Raw genomic sequence first — 23,528 nt, 5'->3', positions numbered from 1 at the left:
GGCACATAGAAGAAATAGTTTTATGTCAAAAAAGAAAGGTATGTTTTCTTGGTTAGGTTTTGGTAGCCAAGATAAAGAAAAACAAGAAACACCTATTGAAGAAAAGCCTCAAGTAGAAGAAGTGTCTGCTGAAATTGAACCCGTAGCGCCAGTAGATGAAAAATTACTTGAAGATAATGAAAATAGTATTGTAAATACTACACTAGAAAACGAAACTATCCTGCCAGAGCCAGAGCCAGAGCCAGAGCCAGAGCCAGAGCCAGAGCCAGAGCCAGAGCCAGAGCCAGAGCCAGAGCCAGAGCCAGAGCCAGAGCCAGAGCCAGAGCCAGAGCCAGAGCCAGAGCCAGAGCCAGAGCCAGAGCCAGAGCGCGGATTTTTTGCTCGTTTAAAGCAAGGTTTGAAAAAAACCAGCCAAAACTTAGGTGGTGGAATATTTAGTTTATTCCGCGGTAAAAAAATTGATGACGAGTTATTTGAAGAGTTAGAAACTCATTTACTACTTGCTGATGTTGGTGTTGACACCACCACTAAAATTATAGATTCTTTAACGGCTTCAGCATCTCGCAATCAATTAAAAGATGCAGAAGCTTTGTACGACTTATTGAAAGTTGAGCTTAAAAAAATTATTGAACCTGTAAACCAACCTCTTATTATTCCTGAAGGTAAAGGCCCCTACGTTATCTTAATGGTAGGTGTAAATGGGGTAGGTAAAACAACAACAATTGGTAAACTTGCTAAACAATTTCAAGCTGAAGGCAAATCGGTTATGTTAGCCGCTGGCGATACTTTTAGGGCTGCCGCAGTAGAACAGTTGCAAGTATGGGGCGAGCGAAATGATATTCCTGTTGTTGCTCAACATACCGGCGCAGATAGTGCGTCTGTAATATTTGATGCAATTAGTTCAGCAAAAACAAAAGGTATTGATGTACTTATTGCTGATACTGCAGGTCGATTACAAAATAAAGATCACCTAATGGAAGAGCTGAAAAAAGTTGTTCGTGTGATGAAAAAACTTGATGAAAATGCACCTCATGAAGTCATGCTAACTCTGGATGCGGGCACTGGACAAAATGCATTAAGCCAAACTAACTTATTTGATAAAGCGGTAGGATTAACTGGGCTAACACTCACTAAGTTAGATGGTACTGCAAAAGGTGGTGTGGTATTCGCTATTGCAGACAAACATAATATTCCAATTCGTTATTTAGGAGTTGGAGAAGGTATTGATGACTTAAGACCTTTTAAAGGTGATGATTTTATTGATGCTTTATTTTCTCATGATAACGAACAGAGCTAACACTGCTAATTTATGATCCGTTTTGATAATGTAAGTAAAGTTTACCCTGGTGGATTTGTTGCACTTAAAGATGTCAGTTTTCAAGTGGAATCAGGGGAGATGGCTTTTTTAACGGGCCACTCTGGCGCAGGTAAAAGTACGTTGTTAAAACTTATGTGTTTAATGGAAAAAGCCACAAGTGGTACTGTTGAACTTAATAACACAGATCTCTCAAAAATTAAGTATAACAACATTCCTTACGCTCGTCGTAATATCGGTATGATTTTTCAAAATCATAACCTGCTAATGGATCGTACTGTTTTTGATAATGTTGCACTGCCTCTCATTATTGAAGGTTGTAGTTTAAAAGAAACGCGTAAACGAGTTGAAGCGGCTTTAGAAAAAGTACACCTACAAAATAAACTCAAATATTACCCTAATATGCTTTCTGGTGGAGAACAGCAACGAGTTGGTATAGCAAGAGCTCTTGTTAATAAGCCTCCTATATTGCTGGCGGATGAGCCAACAGGAAACTTAGATCCTAAATTATCATTAGATATTATTAAGCTTTTTGAAGAGTTTAATGACTTAGGTGTAACTGTTCTTATTGCGACTCATGACTTAGGCTTAATCGCTCGTATGAAATATAGAACCTTAACCTTGAAGCAAGGGAAAATGATCACAGACGGATTGATTGAAGGCTTACATTCAAAAGGGAGCCAAGATGCAAGATAGCGAACATTTTGCTCGTCCTTCGAATAAATTAGGCTTTTCCGCACGTTTTGCTGGCTGGGTTATCCGCCATGTTCAACAAGGTATAGGAAGCTTAGGTGATTTATGGCGTACGCCCTTTACTTCAGTAATGACTATTTTAGTTTTAGGTATTAGCTTAACTTTACCTGCGACACTTCATCTTTTTGTTAAAAATGCGAAAACCGTTACAGAACAGTGGAATTCGGCTTCTGAAATTACTTTATTTTTGAAGCTTTCAGTTTCTGAAAAATCAGCTCAGCAACTCGTTCAACGACTTTCATTATACCCTGATATTGCCAGTGTAAAATATGTCTCAGCAGATCAGGCATTAGCTGAGTTTAAAGTGCTTTCAGGGTTTGGTGATGCGCTAGAATATTTAGACGATAACCCGCTACCGGCTACTGTTTTAGTTACTCCTACACTACGTGCTAGTCAGGCCGAAGCGGCCGGAGACTTACTGCTTAAATTAGAGCAAGAAAGAGAAGTAGAACAAGGTAAACTTGATTTAGAATGGTTAACTCGATTACAAGCTATGGCTGAATTGATTGAAGATATCGTAATAGGCTTAGCATTATTATTATGTTTATCCGTAGTGTTAATTATCGGTAACACTATACGTTTAGCTATTTTAAACCAGAAAGACGCTATTGCTATTATGAAGCTTGTAGGAGCTACAGACGCTTTTATTCAACGCCCATTTTTATACGCGGGTATTTGGTACGGTATATTAGGTGGTTTAGTCGCTTGTTTATGTGTGTATGTATTAGGTACGTATTTATCTTATGCACTAGAAAATCTAACACACCTATACCACAGCAACTTTAAACTTGAAGGTTTAACCTCTTCTGAAATTCTATTATTAATATTATCCGCTATAATTCTGGGCTATTCAGGCAGCTATATTTCTGTTCGTAAACATATTAAAACAATAGAACCCACTGCTGATTAATATTACCGATATTATTTTTTTGAAATTACTCTGTAACTTTATCTTGTTATTCTAGGTCTTTACTATAGGTATGGCGAAAACAGCCATATTATTGTTAGTTTTGTAAAAAGTAACAATTTCATACATTTTAGCTTTTAAAAATTGTAATAGCCTGTTGTATCGCTATCCCAGTTAAGTTAATGTGTTATTTATAAATGGTCGCGATATAAATAAAGGAATGTTATAATCGCGAGGAAAGTAAGGTAATACGGAGAAAGTAAATGAGTAATTCGATACAAACTACAGCATTGACTGTCCCACAAAGTGGCAGTATTGAAGCCTATATGCAATCTGCGTATAGCATTCCTATGTTAACGGCTGAGCGTGAGAAAGAATTAGCTACTCGTTTATATACAGAAAACGACCTACAAGCGGCTCAAGAACTGATTATGTCGCACTTACGTTTTGTTATACATATTGCTAAAGGCTATGCTGGTTATGGCTTAGCACAAGCAGATCTTGTTCAAGAAGGTAACGTTGGCTTAATGAAAGCCGTAAAACGTTTTAATCCTGAAGTTGGCGTACGACTCGTGTCTTTTGCTGTTCATTGGATTAAAGCGGAAATACATGAATTTGTATTACGTAACTGGAGAATTGTTAAGGTTGCTACAACGAAAGCTCAACGTAAATTGTTTTTTAATTTAAGAAAAAATAAAAAGCGTTTAGGTTGGTTCAGCAATGAAGAAGTTTCAAATGTAGCTGAAACATTAGGCGTTACAAAAAAAGATGTACTTGAAATGGAATCTCGAATGAGCAACCAAGATCAAGCATTTGAACTTTCTACAGATGATGATGACAATGCTAGTGCGGCGAGTTTTTCTCCTGCGCAGTACTTAGAAGATAAATCGTCTGACTTAGCTGACTCTGTAGAAGCAAGTGATTGGAGTGATCAAGCCAATCAACGTCTTAGTAATGCATTAGTATGTTTAGACGATAGAAGCCAGCATATTATTCGTACACGTTGGTTAACTGAAGATAAAACAACACTTCAAGATTTGGCAGATAAATACCAAATATCAGCTGAACGTGTTCGTCAGTTAGAAAAAAATGCATTAAATAAATTAAAAGCGTCTATGGCTGCCTAGTCAGCACTGATGTGAGTAGAAAACCGACAGTAGTCGGTTTTCTTGTTTATAAAAAGATTGATAATAAGGTCGTTATAATATTTTAATTACCTTATATTTAAAAATTTAAACCTAACTATAATACTAATAAGCATAGGTAATTTTTGATGCAAGTGGGTGTAAACGAAAACGTATTAGCGGCTCGTCAGATACCAAAGTTAAAGTCTTTACTTAAAAAGTATCGTCAAGCTAGAACTATACAATCAGGACTTTTACAGCTTTCTGAGTTAGCAAGTTCTGTTACCGATATGAATTCTTTTTATTCTGCTCTAGAAGCTATTATCAAAACGATCCTGATCACCGATAGCTTTCATATTACCCTACTAAATCATCACAAAAATTTATCTTTAGCCTATTCTCATAATCCAAGTGAAAAAAGTATTCTTACTCGGCATGATAAGGATAAATGGAAAAATAGTTTAACCGGTGTAGTGTTTTCTCAAGCGAAATCTATCTGTTGTAATGCACAAGAAAGAGAGGAGTTAAGTAAAGAATATAATTTATCTTTATATAATTCTATTTGTACGAGTTGGCTAGGTGTTCCTTTAAAACGGAGTAACCAGGTTATTGGTGTTATTGCATTGCAAAGCTACGATAATGAGACTGTTTTTGGTGACCGAGACTCTCAACTTCTTGAGTTTATTGCTGAGCATTTAGTGACGGCAATCGATAGAGTAAGAAGTCGTGAGCTGCTAGAAAAAAACATTATTGAACGTACCCAAAAACTTACCGAAACCAATGAAAAATTACAGAAAGAAATAGCTGAGCGTCAAAAGGCAGTAAAAATACATAAAGCGTTGTTAGCTATTTCTGAGATCACAGCAACCACAACTGATCTAGCTTCCTTTTATCAAGTATTACATAAAGAAATAACCGCTCTAATCCCCTCTAATAATTTTTATATCGCATTAACTTCTCAAAATAATCAGTGGATAGATTTTCCCTATTACAAAGATGAATATTTATATGTAGCTGAATCTAGAAAATTTTCGAATGGTCTTACTGAATTAGCGATTAAAATAGGAGAACCGTTACTGGTTAAAGGCTCTGAAATTATTACACTGGATGAGGATGGGAATGCGAAATATCATATTCATGCTATTAATTCGCTAAAAAATAAAACACCTAAAGCGTGGTTAGGGGCTCCGTTAATTGATCAAGGCGTCGCCTTTGGCGTTTTTGCTGTTCATCACTATCAAGATGTTAACGCTTATCAATTAAGTGATTTAGATCTGGTTGAATTTGTTAGTCAACATATTGCCACTGCTATACTTAGAATTAGATCTCAGGCCGAAATACAAAAAAGTAATGAAGCTCTAGAGCAAGCAATAAATGAAAGAACAAAAGAATTACAAAGTACAAATTTGAATTTACGAATGCAAATTGAAGAAAGAAGAAAAGCTGAAGCTCAATTGTATTATGAAGCTCATCATGATGCATTAACTAAGTTACCCAATAGAGCTATGTTAACTGATCGATTAAGTTATTCATTACGTCATTTAAAACGTCACTCATCGCATCAGTTTGCCGTACTTTTTATTGATTTAGATCGCTTTAAAATTATTAACGATACGCTTGGGCATCATGCAGGTGACTTATTTTTAGTAGAGATTGCCGCTAGATTACAAGATTGTGTGCGAGATAATGATATTTTGGCTCGATTAGGTGGTGATGAATTTGTAATTTTACTCGATTCACTACAATCTGAAGATGACGTAGAAGAAGTTGCTGGGCGGATCATTAATAAAATATCTGCTGGTTTTGAATTAGAAGGGCACACGGTACATTCTAATGCGAGTATCGGTATTGCCATGTGTGGAAATCATTATAACGATTCGAATGAAATCTTGAGAGATGCAGATGCTGCAATGTATCAAGCCAAAAGTTTGGGTTGTGGTCGTTATGTGTTTTTTGATGAAAGTATGCGAGAGCAACTTATTGCGAGCATGACATTAGAGCAAGAATTGAGAGTTGCGATAAAAGAGTGTCAGTTTGAACTACATTATCAAAAGATTTCAGATCTTGAAAATACTAAAACTATTGGTTTTGAAGCGCTACTTAGATGGAATCACCCAGAGAAAGGGTTATTGACACCTAGTGAGTTTCTTTTCATGGCTGAAGAAACGGGGATGATTTTAGACATAGAAGCGTGGGTAATAGAAGATGTATGTGTTCAGCTTAAACATTGGCAAGCATCGTCTGAATATAAAAATATTTTTATTGGCGTTAACTTATCAGGACGCCATTTAACCCAAGTAAATCAATTATCAAAACTTATTAGTTTGATCGAAGCAAATACAGTTGAGCCACAACGTTTGATCTTAGAGTTTACAGAGTCTGCTTTTTCACAGCATACAGAGTTGGCCCTAAAAGGGTTAAGAAAACTTAAAGAATTTGGTGTTAAGTTAGCGCTGGATGACTATGGTGCTGGTTTGTCATCACTTAATTTTTTACATGGTTACCCATTTGAATTTATTAAACTTGATAGAAGCTTTATTAAAACATTAAATTTAGATAACAAAAACTTGTCGTTAGTAAAAGCATTGCACGAATTAGGCGGTAATTTTGGTTACAGATTGGTTGCCGAAGGTATTGAAAGTGCCGAGATGCTAGAAAAATTGAAAAATGTAGGCTGTGAGTTTGGGCAGGGGTATCATATTAATCGTCCTTGCCGAATTGATAATGAAGAAAGTAGTATTGTTAATGTAATAAATGGTTAGTTAAGTAACTAACTATCCTTTATAAAAATATCCCTCCACTCTAAACGCTATACCAGGTGTTGTATCGTAGTTCCTAATTTCAGGCCATTCTAAAAATGGTTCAATTTCAAAGAAAAGCCATTTTTTATATGCATTAAATCGATAACGGTAGCTTAGCGTATAATTATCAACAACAAATCCTCGAGTGCCATTGCGTTCTCCCTCTACTTGCAATGAGGTAACGGAAGCTGTTTTTTCGTTTAAATGTTTTAGTTGATAAAGACCATGCTTCCAACGAATACCACTAAAAGATTCTGAGCCTTTTATGCTGTAATTTATTCTGTACTGAGTTTCAGGGTTTTGTTGAAAGTTATACTCTAGGAGGAGTCGACTACCTAAGCCTTCATCTAAAAAATAAAATATTGAAGGCTCAATTTTAAAAGCGCTATGTTCGCTCCAATTTATAAAGCGTTTATGCCGACTGCGAATAAAAATATCACCACCTGAAATACCTATTCTTGTATCTGTAAATTTATTTTTTTCGTTTTTGTGCATATATCTAAGTGCGGCTGAGAACTTTTCTTCTTCGGGTTGAATATGAGTGGTTTCTAATGGTAACTGGTTTTGTTCAGATTCATCGTCATCAGATAAAATAAGATCTACTTTTTCTTTAAAGTGAGGCAGTGTCATTTTAATTCTAAAGCGAGCTTTTATTTCTGCCCAATCACTACTTCGTGGGCGCCATTCGAGTCTTATTTTTGCATTAACTTTGGGATTCCGCTTAGTGTTTCCTTCTTCGGTAAAAAATTCATCAAACCATGCTGCCGATTGATAGACTGAATCAGAAATTGTGTCATGAAATGCATTTATCCAAGGAGTATTTTCAGTGTTTTCTGTAGGGTATTGTTTTTTATCCTCTTCACCAAAACAGTAAAAAGGCATTAAATTAAAAATTATAAACACAAGCTTACATAAATTTTTAAACAAACCTTGTTGTACCTCATAAAATTAGTGTGAGAAAAGGTGCTTTTTACAACTAAAACTTTATAATAACTATAATTAAATAATAGGAGATTTTTCATGAGTAATATAGGTATTTGGCAATTATTAATTATTGTTGTAATTGTTGTATTGTTATTCGGAACAAAAAAGTTACGTAATTTGGGTGGCGATTTAGGTTCTGCCGTTAAAGGTTTTAAAAAAGCAGTGACTGACGATGATACAGCAAAAACTGTTGAGTCAGAGAATACCGATTCAATTGTAGATAAATCAACTGTTGAAAGTACCGTAGCACAAAAAGAAAAAGATCAAGCTTAATTATGTTTGATATAGGATTCTGGGAGCTTTTACTTATAGGATTACTGGCTTTAATTGTTTTAGGACCTGAACGGTTACCTGTTGCGATTAGAACCGTTAGAAATTGGATCGCTAATGCGCGTAGAATTAGTGAGAATGTAAAAAGCGAGCTGACAGAGGAATTACGCATTCATGAATTGCATAGTAACTTGAAAAAAGCCGAAGAAGCTAACATGGAGAATTTATCGCCAGAAATAGCTGAATCATTAAAAACCTTGCGAGATGCAGCAGATATGGTTAATAAGCCTTATCAAGTGAAAACAGAAGAGGCTGATCAGCCTACAGAATCCATAGCGAAAAGAACAACTAATGAGTGATACGCCTAATAACTACACATTGTTTGACCATCTTTTAGAGTTACGTTCACGATTATTAAAATCTTTTATTGGGGTTTTAGTTATATTGTGTTGTTTAATTTATTTTGCACAAGATATTTATCATTATGTTGCTGAGCCTTTATTAGCGACTATGCCTATAGGTACTCAAATGATAGCAACGGATGTGGCATCACCTTTATTTGCACCTTTTAAACTGGTCATCGTTTTGTCTGTTTTTATTGCAATGCCCTATATTTTATTTCAAATATGGTCTTTTGTTGCACCAGGGTTATACCGAAACGAAAAAAGATTAATTGCTCCTCTGATGTTAGGAAGTACCTTATTATTTTATAGTGGTATTGCCTTTGCTTATTTTGTTGTGTTTCCTGTTGTATTTGCTTTTTTTAGTTCTGTTGCACCTGAAGGGGTTACCATAGCCACTGATATAAGTAGTTACTTAGATTTTGTGCTTAAACTCTTTTTTGCCTTCGGCGCGGCTTTTGAAATTCCTGTAGCAATTATTTTAATGTGTTGGACTAATTTTACATCCCCTGATAGTTTAAGGGCTAAACGACCTTATATTGTTGTTGGTTCATTTATTGTGGGTATGTTATTAACTCCACCTGACATTATTTCTCAAACGATGCTTGCTATACCTATGCTGATACTATTTGAGCTTGGTGTATTTATTGCCTCTTTTTATTATCAAGAAAATAAAGATGAAGAAGATGTGGATCAAATAGAATAGTTTAATCGATAATTAAATAGTGTTATTTACACTGAACTATAATATACATGAATATAATTATCATTGTACTTACAAGGAAGTGAGATATTGATTACTATAAAAAAGCAGAGCATAAAATTGAAATTTCATTTGTTTGCTAGCAGGTATTTTTTTTGATTGATATAGGTGTGAATTTAACCAACAATCGTTTTGATAAAGACGTAGATGAGGTTATATCTCAAGCTAATGAAAGTGGCGTGAGGCATTTGTTGGTAACAGGTACAAATGTGTTCGAAAGCCAAAAAGCTTTAGCGCTTTGTTTAAAGTACCCCCTATATTTATCTTGTACTGCTGGCGTACACCCGCACGACGCAGATAATGTATCTCATGATTATTTAGAACAATTACAATCGTTAGCTAGTCAGTCGAATGTTAAAGCCATTGGTGAATGTGGCTTAGATTTCAATCGTAATTTTTCAACGCCAACTAATCAAAAAAAAGTGTTTCACGAACAAGTCAAATTAGCTCAACAATTGCAGCTTCCTTTATTTCTGCATCAAAGAGATGCATTTAAAGAATGGTTTGATATTCTTACACCTTATTTTTCCAACGTTCCTCACATGGTTTCTCATTGCTTTACAGGTACAGCTGAAGAATTAAATTTATGTTTAGAAGCGAATATGTATATTGGTATAACTGGCTGGATATGTGACGAACGACGAGGTCAAGGTCTTCGAGATATTGTTAATAAAATACCTTTAAATAGATTAATGATAGAAACGGATGCACCTTATTTAACGCCTCGAACCATACGACCTAAACCCAAAAGCAGTAGGAATGAACCAAAATATTTACGCTATGTTGTAGAAGAAATAGCTAGATTAACCGATTATTCCGAACAAGATATTATTCAATATACGAGTAAAAACGCACAACGCGTCTTTGGGTTAGGGAATAGTTAATGATTCAAAAGTTAGCACTTACTTCAGCCCTATTTTGTGCCTTTATTCTTGCCGTGTTCTTTATTTATATGGCTGAGGGTGTTATTGGATTTCATTATGCTGATGTTAAAGAACATTTAAATGCTTATTCGTATCTACTAAATAACGTAGAAAACACTCATTTATCACATGAAGGCCGTTGTTTTACCGATGGTTTAGCTATCGGCTCGGCTTTTGCGTTAGCTTTTTCTATGCTATTTATCTATTTAGCTAATGGTAAGGTTACTGTTCTTTTGTTGTCAGGGTACTTCTTATCAAGTGCAATGTTACTTTCTGTTCTATTAGAATTTCCTCTTACTGTTTTTTCTACTCATTTTTATCAGCTATACGGCATTGATGTACCTATATTAGTCATAGTGTCTAAACTTATACTTATGTGGTTTTCGGTACTTATTTTTAAAGCTAAGGTAAACGCCACAAAAGCTTATTGGATAATTAAATCATCGTGCTGGATATTATTGTTTTACCTACCAGTCTGCTTCATGTTGCCAATAAAAATTAGCATTTACCTTAGTGTATATATTGAATTATCTATTAGTGCCTTATTAGTTATATTTGGTGTTTATTTAATTCAAAAATCTCAGCGTTTATCGACTTTATTTACCCTTTTTGTTTTTATTCAATTTATTTTCGCATTACTTAATGTTGTTGCTCTCTTTGGTTTTAGTATTGATATTTATCATCAATACCCTTACCTGTATACAATTTCATTTTGGTTAAGTGGCAGTATTACTGTGTTTATGTTGAGTCGAGGATATTATTATCAAATTCAAGATAAACAAATAGCAGAACAAAAGGCTCTGGCAAGTTTAGACAAGTCTAAAAAAGCTCAAGCTGAGTTATTAACACTACAAGAAGAGAGCCAAGAAAAATTAGAGAGTCGAGTACAAGAGCGCACATTAGAGTTAAATATAGCTCTACAAGAGCTTGAGAGTGCGAATAAAGAATTAGCTGAAAAGAACACACTCGATGAACTGACGGGATTATATAATCGTCGTTACTACGACCAAAAAGTATTAGCTGAATATCGTCGTAGCCGTCGTAATTTAACCCCTTTAAGTCTAGTGGTTATTGATATTGATCACTTTAAAAAGGTAAATGATAATCATGGCCATATTGCTGGAGATCAATGTTTAATATGGGTTGCAGGTAAAATCAAGGCTTCTTTGGGACGTGTGACTGATTTAGGGTGTCGTTATGGGGGGGAAGAGTTTTGTTTAATATTACCTGAAACGGATACTAAAGGTGCAATGTCGTTAGCTGAGACATTACGAGATTCTATAGAATCAGAGATTTTCGTTTTTGATCGAGTAGAAATACCTATGACTATAAGTTGTGGCGTTAGTACTTATTGGCAGCAGCCTGATATAACCCCTGAAAATATTTTCGCTGCAGCAGATGAAGCATTATACAGTGCTAAGAAAAATGGCCGTAATCAGGTACAGAAAAAAATACTTACTGGTACTACAGAGTCTTAATTAAGGTTAAAAAAATGAATAACACATTTGGTCAATACCCTGCTCGTCGTTTACGTAGAATGCGAGCAGATGATTTTTCTCGACGTTTAATGTCTGAAAACCAATTAACAGTTAATGATTTAATTTACCCTGTTTTTGTTTTAGAAGGCGAAAACCAAAGAGAAGCTATTAGCTCAATGCCTGGTGTAGAAAGAAAGAGTATTGATTTATTACTTGAAGAAGCTCAAGAGCTTGTTGATCTAGGTATTCCTGCTATAGCAATATTTCCTGTTACACCGAGTAATGCTAAATCACTAATGGCTGAAGAAGCTTATAATCCTGACGGTTTAGCACAAAGAACAGTAAAAGCTTTAAAAGCAAAATTTCCAAGCTTAGGTGTTATCACTGATGTTGCCTTAGATCCATTTACAACACATGGCCAAGACGGAATTATTGACGACAATGGCTATGTGCTGAATGAAATAACCAAAGACATTTTAGTTAAACAAGCGGTATCACACGCCCAAGCTGGTGCTGATATTGTTGCTCCGTCAGATATGATGGACGGTCGGGTTGGCGCTATTCGCCAAGCGCTAGAAGAAAATGGTTTTGTGAATACTAAAATTTTAGCTTATTCTGCTAAATATGCGTCTAATTACTATGGGCCGTTTAGAGATGCTGTCGGTTCTGCGGGAAATATTAAAGGGGGCAATAAATATTCATATCAAATGGACCCTGCCAATAGCGATGAAGCTCTACATGAAGTTGCACAAGATATTCATGAAGGTGCTGATATGGTTATGGTGAAACCAGGAATGCCCTATTTAGATATTGTTCGTAGAGTTAAAGATAATTTTCAAGTGCCTACCTACGCATATCAAGTGAGTGGTGAATACGCTATGCATGTAGCAGCTATTCAAAACGGTTGGTTAGCTGAAAAGCCTTGTGTTATGGAAGGGCTTCTTGCCTTTAAGCGGGCTGGAGCCGATGGGATTTTGACCTATTTTGCTAAAAAAGTTGCTTATTGGTTGAAGGAAGGCTCTTAAATTTTTAAAGGCTTATTCTATTTCCAGCAAATTTAAATACGCAATATGACTTGTTTAAGCTATTGTCTTTATCGATAAGTTTCGCGATCTTTCTATCGTTTTTAAGGATTTTTATAAATATATTGAATTAATAGTGGTACTTTTTCTGTTTATGCTCAAGAATATGTTTGCACTCCTATTTATAAAATAAGAGTACAAACATTGGAATAATAAAAAGGTCTGAAATGAAATACCAGGATTCCATTAAACAAGCAGATATCATATTGTCGCAAGCAATAAAGCAGTTACAACTTTGGTACTTAGCGGCTACACCTATAAACTATGCTGTTAGTTATGAATTTGTTGCGCAAACGAATAAAGCTCTTTCTGCTGCCATCAAATATCAGCTCTCTACAGGAAAAAAATTAGATAATTTTTACATGGAAGCTGTGTATCAACAATTTATTTTGGGGCAGAGTAAATTTAGAGATGACATGCTTGCTGAATTTGGCAGTTTGATAGACTTAGTGCAGACTAATGCAAACGACTCAGCAACTTCTGTAGATAGCTTTATTTCTGAATTAGATACTAATTTAAATGATTTGAAATCAGGAAATAAGGAAAAGGTAACCCACGCCTGTAGCAACTTAACTAAAGCAACTATCAAATTTAAAACACAACAACAGCGCTTAATAGAGCGATTACAAAAAGTACAGCAACATAGTAATCAGTTACAAGCAGAGCTTGAGGACGTTAGAAAAGAGATATATTTAGATCCACTTACCGGTTTACATAATCGTAAAGCCATGTCGAAACATATTGAAGCTTGGTATAAAGAAGATCCGAATAAAAGTGTTGCTGCAATTGTTATTAATGTTGACCAATATAGCCTAATAACACAACGCTTTGGCACACTTATAGGTGATGTTTTACTTTCAAAAATAGCCAATAAAATTGAAAGCTATGTTGATGGTAGCGGTTTACCTGTTAGAACCGGTGGAGATGAGTTTTTAGTTTTACTTCCCGAAGTTGATAGCCAAATAGCCTACGAAATTGGTGAAAAAATCAGGGAAGGTGTTGGTAAATTACGCTTTATTAGCAGTAAGTCAGGTGTTCGTTTACCGCAAATGACTATTTCAGTAGGTGTTAATAAATTTAATGTTTCTCAAAATGTTAATGCTGTTATCGATAAAACTCGAAATTCCATTAGTACTTAATTCAGCTATTAAAAGTAGGTTTCGCTATCATTGATTGCATCTATTAATGCATCGAGTGTTTTTTCTGAAAATACGGTAATATTGTGTTTTGTTAAAAGTTGAGTGGTAACCCCTTGCCCCATAATTTTGGTATTAGAAAACTCCCCATTATAAATAGTATTGCTACCGCAAGAAGGACTAGATTCTTTTAATAAAGCGAATTTGATATTATTTTTCAGACATACAGATAGCGTTTTTAATGCGCCATCATGAAAATTATCGGTTACATCTACACCTTGAATAGTAATGATTTTTTGGTCTTTTTGCTGAATTTCTGCAGGCTCTCTTGGTACAGGAAGTCCTCCTAAACATTCGGGGCAACCACTGATTAATCTATTTTCTTTTTTCCATTTTTCAATAGATTGATGAGTTAAACTTTGATGGCCTCCATCGTACCTAACATTTTCGCCCATAAAACAGGCACTAATAAATATTTTTTCCATCGTTAACGTGCTTCTATATTTTCTTTTATTAAGTTTAATAATGGGATATTAGGTGTCGTTTCGTTTTCAATCCAGCATGACTCACTATAACATTCAAAATTTAGCAAAAAATAATCATTTTGCCATTTAAAACGTGTGTATTCTCGATCAGCTCCTTGTGTTGTTTCAATAAGATAATGATCTTTTAGAAAGTTTAATACTAAAGAGGTTAATAGAGGGATATCTTCTTGATACCAACTCTCAACAAAAGTAATTTGCAAACTGGCTTGATTAACCAATTCAACAGACGATATTTTAAGAGTTTGAGCAATAGTCATTGATTAAATCCCTCATTTTTGTAGGGTTAAAATAGATAAATTCAATATTGACAAAGATCTTACTCTAAAAAACTTAAGATAATCGATATATTTTTTTCTATAATCAATGTAGTCTAAGTAATAATATCAACATACTTAAGTTTAGAGAGATAAATATATGAAAAAATTGACTATAGCTGTTGCATTAACAGCACTAATGGCATCTCCTGTCTTTGCGGGTGATATTGCTGCTGGTAAATCGAAAACTGCTATGTGTGCAGCTTGTCACGGAGCTATGGGGGTTTCTGCTGTTCCTATGTACCCTAACCTAGCTGGGCAAAAAGAAGCCTATATCGCTAAGCAATTAAAAGATTTTAAATCGGGCAACCGTAAAGATCCTGTTATGGCTCCGATGGCTATGGGTTTATCTGATGCTGATATTGAAAACGTTGCAGCATACTACGCAAGTTTAAAATAAGCTTTGTGTACCAATTAATATGAAAAGCGCCTTCTGGCGCTTTTTTTATATCCTAATTATTGTGCTGTTGGATCAGTTCTAAAAATGGCTGGCCATACCTTGCTAATTTAGTATCACCAATACCACTTATTGCTAGCATATCTCTAGAATTAAGAGGTTTAGCTTTGGCTAATTCTGAGAGTGTAGCATCACTAAATACAATGAAAGGAGCAATATCTTCAGCGTCGGCAATCTCTTTTCTCAGTGAACGTAATTTAGCAAACAATACTCTGTCGTATGTTTGATTAGGTTTATCTCTTTTCCAATAACTTGCTTTTTGTAGTCTTGGCGAAGCGAGCATAAGTGGTTCTTCAGCTTTTAATACGGATCTTGATGCTTCAGTTAAACAAAGGGCTGATTGTTGAGATATATCTTGTTGTAAAAAACCTAAATGAATAAGTTGCCTAACAATTGAAAACCAATAACCAGGTGCTTTTTCTTGTCCTATACCAAAGGTGGAAACTTGATCATGTTGTTTTTGTTTAATGGCTAGCGTGTGTTCACCTCTTAATACATCAATTACATGTTCTATATCGCCCTGCTGTTGAATACGATAAACACATGAAAGTACTTTTTGAGCCTCTATAGAAGCGTCAAATAAACTGGGAGGATCTAAACAAATATCACAGTTTCCACAGCGTTTTTGTGTATATTCAGCAAAGTAGTTCAAAACGACTTGTCTTCTGCAGGTTTGAGCATCAAAGAAGCCAATCATGGCTTGAAAGCGTTGTAGCTCTACATTGACTCTTTGTTCGTTTTCGCCTTCACTAATGCGCTTTTTGATGCGTTCTACGTCTTTAGCGTCATACAAAAACAAGGCTTCTGCTTCTAACCCATCTCGTCCAGCTCGACCTATTTCTTGATAATAAGATTCTAGCGTTTTAGGTGGTTCAAAATGAATAACATAACGGATGTTTGATTTGTTAATCCCTAAACCAAAAGCTATGGTGGCAACAACGACTTGAATATTATCTTTAGCGAAAGAGTCTTGGACGGTATTTCTTATTTCAACTTCCATGCCTGCATGGTAAGCCGCACAATTAATACCTGAATTACCTAAATACTTTGAAATTTTTTCAACTTGCCAACGGCTATTACAATAAATAATGCCACATTCATCACGTCGTTTTTTGATATAGCCCAGTAACTGTTGTTCGCCGTTATACTTTTCGGCCATGGTTAAGCGAATGTTAGGACGATCAAAACTATCAAGATGAATATAAGGGTTAACTAAATCTAATTGAGCCAATATATCTTTTCGTGTAGTTACATCTGCTGTTGCAGTAAGTGCCATAACCGGCACATAAGGGAAGCTTTGTTTAATGGTATTTAATTTTGTGTAGGCAGGTCGAAAATCGTGTCCCCATTGTGAAATACAGTGGGCTTCATCAATGGCAAATAAACTAATGTTAAGTTGCATTAACTCTTGTCTAAAATAGTAACTATTTAACCGTTCAGGAGCTATGTATAAGAGTTTTATTTTTCCTTGATATAAAGCCTGCATTGTTTGGGTTATTGTTGTTTGATCTAAGCTTGAATTAATATAAGCGGCTGAAATTCCTTGTAGCGTTAAGCTATCAACTTGATCTTTCATTAAGGCGATTAAAGGCGATATGACAATAGTTACACCGGGTAATAAAATTGCTGGTAACTGGTAGCACATGGATTTTCCGCCACCTGTTGGCATTAAAACAAGGCTATCTCTACCCATAAACAGTTGTTGGATAATATCTTCCTGTCCTTGACGAAAAGATTGATAACCAAAATTATGTTTTAACGTATCGAGTAGTACAGAGGTTGATATGCTCGGTTCAGCGTTGTTGATAACATTATTCTTCAGTGTAATGATAAGAATTGTATTTTAACGCAGCTGGAGCCAATGGTAGAGAATTATTTTGTTCCGTCATGATTTATTTGCTAATCTAAATAACAAACCAAGAGGTCAGATGAGTTTATGGTTAATAAAACAATAGCTTTACAAGTAATAGAGTTTTGGAATGAAAAAATGCCTTTTAATCAATTATTGGGTCTTAATATTACTCAGTTTGATAGTAAGCAATCGGAAGTAAGATTTTTATGGCAAGATAAACTCATTGGTAATCCTATTCAAAAAATCTTGCATGGCGGCGTTACTGCGGCAGCTTTAGATTTAGCTGGAGGCGTTGTAGCTGCAGCTAATATTCTTGATGGGTTAGAATTAACCTCTCCTGAAATGGTACATGACAGCTTAAGTAAATTGGGTACTATTGATTTAAGAACTGACTACTTGATACCGGGTAGAGGAAAAGAATTTATTGTGACTGCTCGTATTATTAGAGGTGGTACAAAAGTCGCGGTAGCTAGAATGGAAATGCATAATGAAAAAGGTGAACATATAGCGTTTGGCACCGGAACTTACATGGTGGGTTGAGCTATATCAGCTTCGGGTATAAATAGAGATAAACTTAATACGAAGCTGATATTCACTTAAAGCGCTTGTAAATTTGCGTAAGCGACAACTAACCATTTACTACCTACATCAGCAAAGTTAACTTGTATACGGCTTTGCGCACCTGAACCTTCATAGTTAAGTACAACACCTTCACCAAATTTTGCGTGCATAACAGACTGGCCTAATGAAAATCCTGTGTTGTCGAAGGTTTCAGTGGTAAAGGTGTTTGAAAATTTACCTGTACTTGCTGGTCGAGATACTTGATTTTGCAAGCGTATTTCTTCTGTACATTCGTTAGGTAATTCTCTTAAGAATCGGCTCGGTTTGTGATACTTTTCTTGACCATATAAACGTCGGCTTTCTGCATGACATAAGTATAACTTCTGCATAGCGCGAGTCATACCGACGTAACATAAGCGTCTTTCTTCTTCTAAGCGCCCTATTTCTTCAACCGATTGTTGAGAAGGAAACATGCCTTCTTCTAAGCCGGCAATAAACACTAATGGAAATTCTAATCCTTTAGCTGAATGCATAGTCATTAATTGCACTGCTGACTCATATTCATCAGCTTGAGATTCGCCTGATTCAAGTGCTGCGTGAGTTAAAAAAGAAGTCAGTTTTGTTTGCTCTTCTTCTAATTCAGGATCAACTTCAAAGGTTTGGCAAGCGGTGACTAGCTCATTTAAGTTTTCAATTCGTGCTTCTGCTCGTTCGCCTTTTTCGGCTTGATACATAGCTTTTAGACCACTATTTTTTATAACAAAATTAGCTTGTTGGTCTAAATTTAAATTACATGAGTCATCTTCAAGTTGATTAATAAGCTCAACAAAGTGAGTAATAACTTTTGCACTTCTACCTTTGAGATCTTGATTGTTGATCATATGTTGGCAAGCTTGCCATAAGGTAACATTCAGGCTTCTAGCGGCATCTCGTATTAGTGAAATACTTTGATTACCAATACCTCGCGTAGGTGTATTAATAATACGCTCAAAAGCAGCATCATCGTCTCTATTATTAATTAACCGCATATAGGCAAGTGCGTCTTTAATTTCTTGTCGTTCGAAGAAACGTTGGCCACCATAAATTCTGTATGGTAAACCACCTTGCAGTAAGGCTTCCTCGAGTAAACGCGATTGTGCGTTACTTCGATATAAAATGGCTACATCGCTTAATGACCCATTTTCTTTTTGCCAATCTTTAATTCTGCCTGCAATAAAGCGAGCTTCATCTATTTCGTTAAAGGCAGTATAAATAGATATTTTTTCGCCTGACTCGTCTTCAGTCCACAGGTCTTTACCTAAGCGATTGTTGTTATTTGAAATGAGTTGGTTGGCTGCATTTAGTATATTAGCGGTCGAGCGGTAGTTTTGTTCAAGTTTGATGGTTTGAGCGTTATCAAAGTCTTTTAAAAAACGTTCAATGTTTTCAATTTTTGCACCACGCCAGCCATAAATAGATTGATCATCATCACCGACTATCATCACTTTACTTGATGTTTTACCTAAAATATTTAACCAAGCATATTGAATACTGTTAGTATCTTGAAATTCGTCTACCAAAATGTGTTTAAAACGTTGTTGGTAATGTTCTAATAATACAGGGTTGTTAAGCCAAAGCTCGTGAGCTCTTAGTAATAATTCAGCAAAATCAACTAAACCTGATAAGTTACAAGCATCTTGATAGCCTTTGTATACTTTTACAAAGGTTTGCTCTGTAGGATCGTCGTACACTTCAATGTGTTGGGGACGAATACCTTCATCTTTCTTGCCGTTGATATACCATTGTAATTGTTTAGGTGGGTATCTTTTTTCATCAATATTGAGTGAACGAACAATACGTTTAACTAATCTTAATTGATCGTCAGAATCTAACACTTGAAAAGTTTGCGGTAAATTTGCTTCTTGAAAATGCATGCGCAATAAGCGGTGAGCTAAACCATGGAAAGTACCTATCCACATACCATGGGTATTACCACCAACCGTTTGTTCTACTCTAGCGCGCATTTCGGCTGCGGCTTTATTGGTAAAGGTTACCGCTAAAATACTATGAGACGATGCGTTTTCAACTTGCATAAGCCAAGCAATACGTTGTACGAGTACACGCGTTTTTCCACTACCAGCTCCCGCGAGTACCAGCATATTTTGTAGCGGAGCAGCGACAACGTCACGCTGTTTTTCGTTTAACGAGTCGAGTAATTGAGAAACATCCATAGATAAACCAAATTATTGATAAAGTTAAAAAAGCGTAAGGCTTTTTATAATAAAAATTGATGTAGTTCTTCTACATCAGATAATTCAAGATGAGGCAAAATAGATAAAGGTTTACCTACATTAAAACTAGATACCCAAGCGGTTTGGCAGCCAGCTAATATACCGCCTAAAATATCAGCCTTTCCACAATCACCTATATGCAAAAGCTCAGAAGGATGTATGTTTAAATGATTACAAGCATTATCAAACATATCTGAACACGGCTTTTGTCTATTTTGCTTACCTGAACTTTGCCCACCTGCATGATATACCGCACTAAAATATTGATTAAGTTCAATAGTATGGGTGTTTACATTACCATTACTGATGGCAATTAAGGGCCATTTTTTAGTAAGTGCAGATAATAAGTTATGTATGTTGTTAGGTACGCTAAAGTTGCTTCGGTGAAAATCAAAATGTGCTAACGCTTTTTCTGCTGCTTGACGAGCTTGTTTTTTCGCTATACCTAAATCAATCAACCCCAAATAGTAGCTTTCAATTCTTAAGGCTGAAACATCGTGTGTTAGCTCTGCGTTAAAAGCGATGGCTTTATTTTTGTATGGCGACCAAAAATTGATGTCGTACTCAGCTTGTATATCGGTAGTATTTTCAAGTAATTTAGGTAACTCTTTTTGAAAATAAGCAACCATAGCACTACCTGTTACCTGCATGATGGGATGATTGCTATATAGCGTATCGTCTAAATCAAAACTTATGGCTTTAAAAGGGGCTAGTCGACGATAAAATTTCATTAAACTTCTTTAAAGGTTAAATGTTGCTTAAGTAGTTTGGCTACTAGCTTTTTAAATTGGCTTAGTAACAATGTGTCCATTCTAGGATCAAAATGTTCAGCATCAGCACTGCTAATAGCTAAAAATCCTAACACTTCATTCTGGTGTTCTAACTTCACAAGTACTACAGAACCTTCAGTTGCTTGTGAAAACACGAGTTCTTGTTCGCTTTGCTGCAAGCGTCCAAAATAGTAGTCGTCTTTACCTAGCCTATTTTGAATAATACCGCCACAGTCATTTTTAATTAAGCTGTGGTGCTCAACTGCTATTGGTTTTGCTAACCATAATTTTAAATTTGATAACGATAAGAGTTCTGTCGTTGCTTGAAATAAACAATCCAGTAATTCATTCGCCGAGGTGCAATCAAGTAAGCGAAGGTATAAGTCGCTATACAATGAAAACAGCTGCTCGTTGTTATTCGCAATAGACATTAATTGTGTAATTTCATCTTCTAACGAATGAATTTTTAATCTCAGTTGTTGTTGCTGGCGCTCAACTAAAGAAACGGTTCCTCGTTGATGATCAGCAAGGCGTATGCTGGTTAATAACTCAGGATGTCGTGCGAAAATTTCAGGATTGTCTTGTAAATAACTCACCACAATATCATCTGAAAGTATTAGTTCTGCAGATTGCATTAAATTAGCCTTAGTTATTTTATTATTAGTGCTTGAACTCTTATCTGAACTCATAAATGTAATTGTCCATCAAAAACATGAACCGCAGGACCTGTCATTTTTACAGGGTTACCCGGGCCTTTCCAAAATATTTTTAATTGGCCTCCGGGTAATTCTACAGTAACTTCTTTTGCTAATTTTTTTTGTGTTTGTCCAATCACTACGGCTGCACATGCGCCGCTGCCACAGGCTAATGTTTCTGCGGCACCACGTTCATAAACGCGTAGTTTTATAAACTCAGGTGAAACCACTTCCATAAAACCTACATTAACGTCTTCAGGAAAACGTTCATGAACTGAAAGGGCTTTACCTAATGTTTCAAGTGGAGCATCTTTAACTGAATCAACTGTGATCACACAATGAGGGTTACCCATAGAAACAGCACCACATAAAACAGTTTCGTCGTCGCAGCGTAAAATATAAGTGCCTTCAGCTTTTTGAGCCGTAAAAGGTATTTTGTTTGGCTCAAATTGTGGTACTGGCATGCTTACCGTAACGTTTCCGTCGCGTTCAACAAACAGGGTCATTTTGCCTGATTGAGTTGAAACCTTAATTTTGTTTTTATTGGTTAAGTTTTTTAATCTAACAAACCGAGCAAAACAACGTGCGCCATTCCCACATTGACCTACTTCACTACCATCTGCATTGTATATACGGTAGTGAAAGTCTAAATCGGGGTCGTAAGGAGGCTCTACAACCAAAAGTTGGTCGAAGCCTACACCAAAGTTACGATCGGCAAGTTGTTTTATTTGTTCGTTCGACAAATAAACATTTTGGGTAACGTTGTCTAGTACTAAAAAATCGTTACCTAAACCATGCATTTTTGAAAAATTTACAAGCATTTACTTATTATTCTCATTACTAATTCTGTTTTTTCAATGAACTGTTTATGCTTAAGGAAGCAATGATTCGCCTTGCCAAAGTTGTTCTATTGTTTCGCGTTTACGGACCACATGAACGTCTTCACCGTCTACCATAATTTCAGCCACACGAGGTCGACTGTTGTAGTTAGAGCTCATGGTAAAACCATAAGCACCTGATGAACGTATAGCGAGTAAATCGCCTGCTTCAATCGCTAGCTCACGTTTTTTACCTAAGAAATCACCTGTTTCACAAATAGGACCCACTATGTCATAAGTTTTCGTTGGTGTATCTCTTTGTTCAACAGGAATAATCGCTTGCCATGCTGAGTATAATGACGGTCTGATTAAGTCATTCATTGCTGCATCGACAATAGCGAAATTTAACTCTTCGTTTGATTTTAAAAACTCAACTTCAGTAACTAATATGCCGGCATTCGCCATAATAGCGCGACCCGGTTCAAATATTAGCGTTATTTCACGACCTTCTAATTTATCGGCAATGGCTTTTGCGTATTGTTCTGGATGTGGTGGTTTTTCGTCGTCGTAACAAACACCTAATCCACCACCTACATCAATATGCGATAAGTTGATGTCTTTCGCCGCTAATTTATCTACTAGCGCTAATACACGATCTAATGCATCGAGAAAAGGTGCAACTTCTGTGATTTGAGAACCAATATGACAATCAACGCCTTTTACTGCAATGTTTGATAACTTAGACGCATAAACGTAAAACGCTTCAGCATCATCAATATTAATACCAAACTTATTGTCTTTTAATCCGGTAGAAATATAAGGGTGAGTACCGGCATCTACGTCTGGATTTACACGTAAAGAAATTGGGGCAACAACATTGAGTGATTTTGCTACGTTTTGAATGCGATCAAGCTCAGCGCCTGATTCAACGTTAAAACAGTAAATACCTTTATCAAGTGCGTACGCTATTTCATCAGAGGTTTTACCAACACCAGAAAATACCACTTTTTTAGGATCCCCGCCCGCTTCTAAAACACGTGCTAATTCACCTTTTGATACAATATCAAAACCTGAACCTAATCGAGCCATTACATTTAATACGGCAAGGTTACTGTTTGCTTTTACGGCATAGCATACAATGTGTGGACGACTACCAGCGGCGTTATCAAATGCTTTCCAATGTCTTTCAATGGTGGCTCTTGAATATATATATAAAGGTGTGCCATGTGCATTTGCAATGTCAGTTACTTTGCTGTCTTCAGCATATAAAGATGTATTTTTACGATTAAAAAAGTCCACCGGTGTTTCC

General features: G+C 35.9%; 23 protein-coding genes. 14 read left to right on the top strand and 9 right to left on the bottom strand.

Features of this window, described 5'->3' with window-relative positions:
- Positions 1-22 precede the first annotated feature (22 nt).
- The 5 genes from ftsY (at position 23) to AC0L5Q_RS13340 (ending at position 6,861) form a co-directional block, all read left to right on the top strand.
- The gene (ftsY, locus tag AC0L5Q_RS13360; protein WP_473609403.1) at positions 23-1,297 is read left to right on the top strand and encodes a signal recognition particle-docking protein FtsY; all 1,275 of its coding nucleotides are present in this window, start codon (positions 23-25) and stop codon (positions 1,295-1,297) included.
- A gap of 12 nt (positions 1,298-1,309) precedes the next feature.
- Positions 1,310-2,011: a cell division ATP-binding protein FtsE gene (gene ftsE, locus AC0L5Q_RS13355; protein WP_473609399.1), complete on the top strand. Its 702-nt coding sequence runs from the start codon at positions 1,310-1,312 to the stop codon at positions 2,009-2,011.
- Positions 2,001-2,978: a permease-like cell division protein FtsX gene (ftsX, locus tag AC0L5Q_RS13350; protein ID WP_473609395.1), complete on the top strand. Its 978-nt coding sequence runs from the start codon at positions 2,001-2,003 to the stop codon at positions 2,976-2,978. Before ftsE ends, ftsX begins: the two co-directional genes overlap by 11 nt.
- A 260-nt stretch (positions 2,979-3,238) precedes the next feature.
- A complete protein-coding gene (gene rpoH / locus AC0L5Q_RS13345; protein ID WP_473609391.1) occupies positions 3,239-4,102 on the top strand; it encodes an RNA polymerase sigma factor RpoH in 864 nt (287 codons plus the stop codon).
- A 146-nt stretch (positions 4,103-4,248) separates the two neighbouring features.
- The gene (locus tag AC0L5Q_RS13340; RefSeq protein WP_473609387.1) at positions 4,249-6,861 is read left to right on the top strand and encodes a sensor domain-containing phosphodiesterase; all 2,613 of its coding nucleotides are present in this window, start codon (positions 4,249-4,251) and stop codon (positions 6,859-6,861) included.
- A 12-nt stretch (positions 6,862-6,873) separates the two neighbouring features.
- Here the strand turns inward: AC0L5Q_RS13340 and AC0L5Q_RS13335 are convergent, their stop codons facing one another.
- Complete coding sequence (locus AC0L5Q_RS13335; RefSeq protein ID WP_473609383.1) at positions 6,874-7,803, bottom strand: hypothetical protein; 930 nt, start codon at positions 7,801-7,803, stop codon at positions 6,874-6,876.
- 117 nt (positions 7,804-7,920) lie between these two features.
- Between AC0L5Q_RS13335 and tatA the strand changes: the two genes are divergently transcribed.
- The 7 genes from tatA to AC0L5Q_RS13300 all read left to right on the top strand — a co-directional run bounded on the left by tatA (position 7,921) and on the right by AC0L5Q_RS13300 (position 13,940).
- A complete protein-coding gene (tatA, locus tag AC0L5Q_RS13330) occupies positions 7,921-8,157 on the top strand; it encodes a twin-arginine translocase TatA/TatE family subunit (RefSeq protein WP_473609380.1) in 237 nt (78 codons plus the stop codon).
- 2 nt (positions 8,158-8,159) lie between these two features.
- Positions 8,160-8,513, top strand: a complete 354-nt coding sequence (tatB, locus tag AC0L5Q_RS13325) for a Sec-independent protein translocase protein TatB (protein WP_473609376.1) — start codon at positions 8,160-8,162, stop codon at positions 8,511-8,513.
- Positions 8,506-9,261: a twin-arginine translocase subunit TatC gene (gene tatC / locus AC0L5Q_RS13320; RefSeq protein WP_473609373.1), complete on the top strand. Its 756-nt coding sequence runs from the start codon at positions 8,506-8,508 to the stop codon at positions 9,259-9,261. Before tatB ends, tatC begins: the two co-directional genes overlap by 8 nt.
- Positions 9,262-9,413: 152 nt before the next feature.
- Positions 9,414-10,202 carry a TatD family hydrolase gene (locus AC0L5Q_RS13315; RefSeq protein ID WP_473609369.1) on the top strand — a complete coding sequence of 263 codons (789 nt, stop codon included), beginning with the start codon at positions 9,414-9,416 and terminating at the stop codon, positions 10,200-10,202.
- Positions 10,202-11,719, top strand: a complete 1,518-nt coding sequence (locus AC0L5Q_RS13310; protein WP_473609365.1) for a sensor domain-containing diguanylate cyclase — start codon at positions 10,202-10,204, stop codon at positions 11,717-11,719. The genes AC0L5Q_RS13315 and AC0L5Q_RS13310 overlap by 1 nt, the downstream gene beginning before the upstream one ends.
- Before the next feature lie 14 nt (positions 11,720-11,733).
- Positions 11,734-12,744 (top strand): porphobilinogen synthase, encoded by a 1,011-nt coding sequence (gene hemB / locus AC0L5Q_RS13305; protein WP_473609361.1) that lies wholly within the window; start codon positions 11,734-11,736, stop codon positions 12,742-12,744.
- Positions 12,745-12,968: 224 nt separating this feature from the next.
- On the top strand, positions 12,969-13,940 hold the full coding sequence (locus tag AC0L5Q_RS13300) for a GGDEF domain-containing protein (protein WP_473609358.1): 972 nt from the start codon (positions 12,969-12,971) through the stop codon (positions 13,938-13,940).
- A gap of 8 nt (positions 13,941-13,948) precedes the next feature.
- On the opposite strand, the gene AC0L5Q_RS13295 is transcribed toward AC0L5Q_RS13300, so the two are convergent.
- Positions 13,949-14,422: a 2-thiouracil desulfurase family protein gene (locus AC0L5Q_RS13295; RefSeq protein WP_473609354.1), complete on the bottom strand. Its 474-nt coding sequence runs from the start codon at positions 14,420-14,422 to the stop codon at positions 13,949-13,951.
- Between the two features lie 2 nt (positions 14,423-14,424).
- Entirely contained in the window at positions 14,425-14,739 is a 315-nt protein-coding gene (locus AC0L5Q_RS13290) for a DUF3630 family protein (protein WP_473609350.1), read from the bottom strand.
- A 157-nt stretch (positions 14,740-14,896) separates the two neighbouring features.
- Between AC0L5Q_RS13290 and AC0L5Q_RS13285 the strand changes: the two genes are divergently transcribed.
- Positions 14,897-15,196 carry a c-type cytochrome gene (locus AC0L5Q_RS13285; protein ID WP_473609346.1) on the top strand — a complete coding sequence of 100 codons (300 nt, stop codon included), beginning with the start codon at positions 14,897-14,899 and terminating at the stop codon, positions 15,194-15,196.
- Between the two features lie 52 nt (positions 15,197-15,248).
- On the opposite strand, the gene recQ is transcribed toward AC0L5Q_RS13285, so the two are convergent.
- A complete protein-coding gene (gene recQ, locus AC0L5Q_RS13280; protein ID WP_473618306.1) occupies positions 15,249-17,060 on the bottom strand; it encodes a DNA helicase RecQ in 1,812 nt (603 codons plus the stop codon).
- A gap of 129 nt (positions 17,061-17,189) precedes the next feature.
- On the opposite strand from recQ, the gene AC0L5Q_RS13275 reads away from it, so the two are divergent.
- On the top strand, positions 17,190-17,645 hold the full coding sequence (locus AC0L5Q_RS13275; protein WP_473609343.1) for a thioesterase family protein: 456 nt from the start codon (positions 17,190-17,192) through the stop codon (positions 17,643-17,645).
- Between the two features lie 56 nt (positions 17,646-17,701).
- On the opposite strand, the gene uvrD is transcribed toward AC0L5Q_RS13275, so the two are convergent.
- From uvrD to lysA, 5 genes are read right to left on the bottom strand one after another with little or no spacing between them, the layout of a single operon-like run.
- Positions 17,702-19,876, bottom strand: a complete 2,175-nt coding sequence (uvrD, locus tag AC0L5Q_RS13270; RefSeq protein ID WP_473609339.1) for a DNA helicase II — start codon at positions 19,874-19,876, stop codon at positions 17,702-17,704.
- Between the two features lie 44 nt (positions 19,877-19,920).
- A complete protein-coding gene (locus AC0L5Q_RS13265; protein WP_473609336.1) occupies positions 19,921-20,667 on the bottom strand; it encodes an HAD-IA family hydrolase in 747 nt (248 codons plus the stop codon).
- Positions 20,667-21,395 carry a DUF484 family protein gene (locus AC0L5Q_RS13260; RefSeq protein ID WP_473609333.1) on the bottom strand — a complete coding sequence of 243 codons (729 nt, stop codon included), beginning with the start codon at positions 21,393-21,395 and terminating at the stop codon, positions 20,667-20,669. Before AC0L5Q_RS13260 ends, AC0L5Q_RS13265 begins: the two co-directional genes overlap by 1 nt.
- Positions 21,392-22,222 carry a diaminopimelate epimerase gene (gene dapF, locus AC0L5Q_RS13255; RefSeq protein WP_473609330.1) on the bottom strand — a complete coding sequence of 277 codons (831 nt, stop codon included), beginning with the start codon at positions 22,220-22,222 and terminating at the stop codon, positions 21,392-21,394. The genes AC0L5Q_RS13260 and dapF overlap by 4 nt, the downstream gene beginning before the upstream one ends.
- A gap of 51 nt (positions 22,223-22,273) precedes the next feature.
- Positions 22,274-23,518, bottom strand: a complete 1,245-nt coding sequence (lysA, locus tag AC0L5Q_RS13250; RefSeq protein ID WP_473609326.1) for a diaminopimelate decarboxylase — start codon at positions 23,516-23,518, stop codon at positions 22,274-22,276.
- Positions 23,519-23,528 lie beyond the last annotated feature (10 nt).

The organism is Pseudocolwellia sp. G5-9 (genome assembly GCF_055808995.1).
This window is presented reverse-complemented; position numbering and strand designations above follow the sequence as displayed.

What these genes read in the sequence shown, in the direction of transcription:
- ftsY (WP_473609403.1), top strand. Translation starts at nt 23, where the DNA reads ATGTCAAAAAAGAAAGGTATGTTTTCTTGGTTAGGTTTTGGTAGCCAA.
- ftsE (WP_473609399.1), top strand. Translation starts at nt 1,310, where the DNA reads ATGATCCGTTTTGATAATGTAAGTAAAGTTTACCCTGGTGGATTTGTT.
- ftsX (WP_473609395.1), top strand. Translation starts at nt 2,001, where the DNA reads ATGCAAGATAGCGAACATTTTGCTCGTCCTTCGAATAAATTAGGCTTT.
- rpoH (WP_473609391.1), top strand. Translation starts at nt 3,239, where the DNA reads ATGAGTAATTCGATACAAACTACAGCATTGACTGTCCCACAAAGTGGC.
- AC0L5Q_RS13340 (WP_473609387.1), top strand. Translation starts at nt 4,249, where the DNA reads ATGCAAGTGGGTGTAAACGAAAACGTATTAGCGGCTCGTCAGATACCA.
- tatA (WP_473609380.1), top strand. Translation starts at nt 7,921, where the DNA reads ATGAGTAATATAGGTATTTGGCAATTATTAATTATTGTTGTAATTGTT.
- tatB (WP_473609376.1), top strand. Translation starts at nt 8,160, where the DNA reads ATGTTTGATATAGGATTCTGGGAGCTTTTACTTATAGGATTACTGGCT.
- tatC (WP_473609373.1), top strand. Translation starts at nt 8,506, where the DNA reads ATGAGTGATACGCCTAATAACTACACATTGTTTGACCATCTTTTAGAG.
- AC0L5Q_RS13310 (WP_473609365.1), top strand. Translation starts at nt 10,202, where the DNA reads ATGATTCAAAAGTTAGCACTTACTTCAGCCCTATTTTGTGCCTTTATT.
- hemB (WP_473609361.1), top strand. Translation starts at nt 11,734, where the DNA reads ATGAATAACACATTTGGTCAATACCCTGCTCGTCGTTTACGTAGAATG.
- AC0L5Q_RS13300 (WP_473609358.1), top strand. Translation starts at nt 12,969, where the DNA reads ATGAAATACCAGGATTCCATTAAACAAGCAGATATCATATTGTCGCAA.
- AC0L5Q_RS13295 (WP_473609354.1), bottom strand. Translation starts at nt 14,422, where the DNA reads ATGGAAAAAATATTTATTAGTGCCTGTTTTATGGGCGAAAATGTTAGG.
- AC0L5Q_RS13290 (WP_473609350.1), bottom strand. Translation starts at nt 14,739, where the DNA reads ATGACTATTGCTCAAACTCTTAAAATATCGTCTGTTGAATTGGTTAAT.
- AC0L5Q_RS13285 (WP_473609346.1), top strand. Translation starts at nt 14,897, where the DNA reads ATGAAAAAATTGACTATAGCTGTTGCATTAACAGCACTAATGGCATCT.
- AC0L5Q_RS13275 (WP_473609343.1), top strand. Translation starts at nt 17,190, where the DNA reads ATGGTTAATAAAACAATAGCTTTACAAGTAATAGAGTTTTGGAATGAA.
- uvrD (WP_473609339.1), bottom strand. Translation starts at nt 19,876, where the DNA reads ATGGATGTTTCTCAATTACTCGACTCGTTAAACGAAAAACAGCGTGAC.
- AC0L5Q_RS13265 (WP_473609336.1), bottom strand. Translation starts at nt 20,667, where the DNA reads ATGAAATTTTATCGTCGACTAGCCCCTTTTAAAGCCATAAGTTTTGAT.
- AC0L5Q_RS13260 (WP_473609333.1), bottom strand. Translation starts at nt 21,395, where the DNA reads ATGAGTTCAGATAAGAGTTCAAGCACTAATAATAAAATAACTAAGGCT.
- dapF (WP_473609330.1), bottom strand. Translation starts at nt 22,222, where the DNA reads ATGCTTGTAAATTTTTCAAAAATGCATGGTTTAGGTAACGATTTTTTA.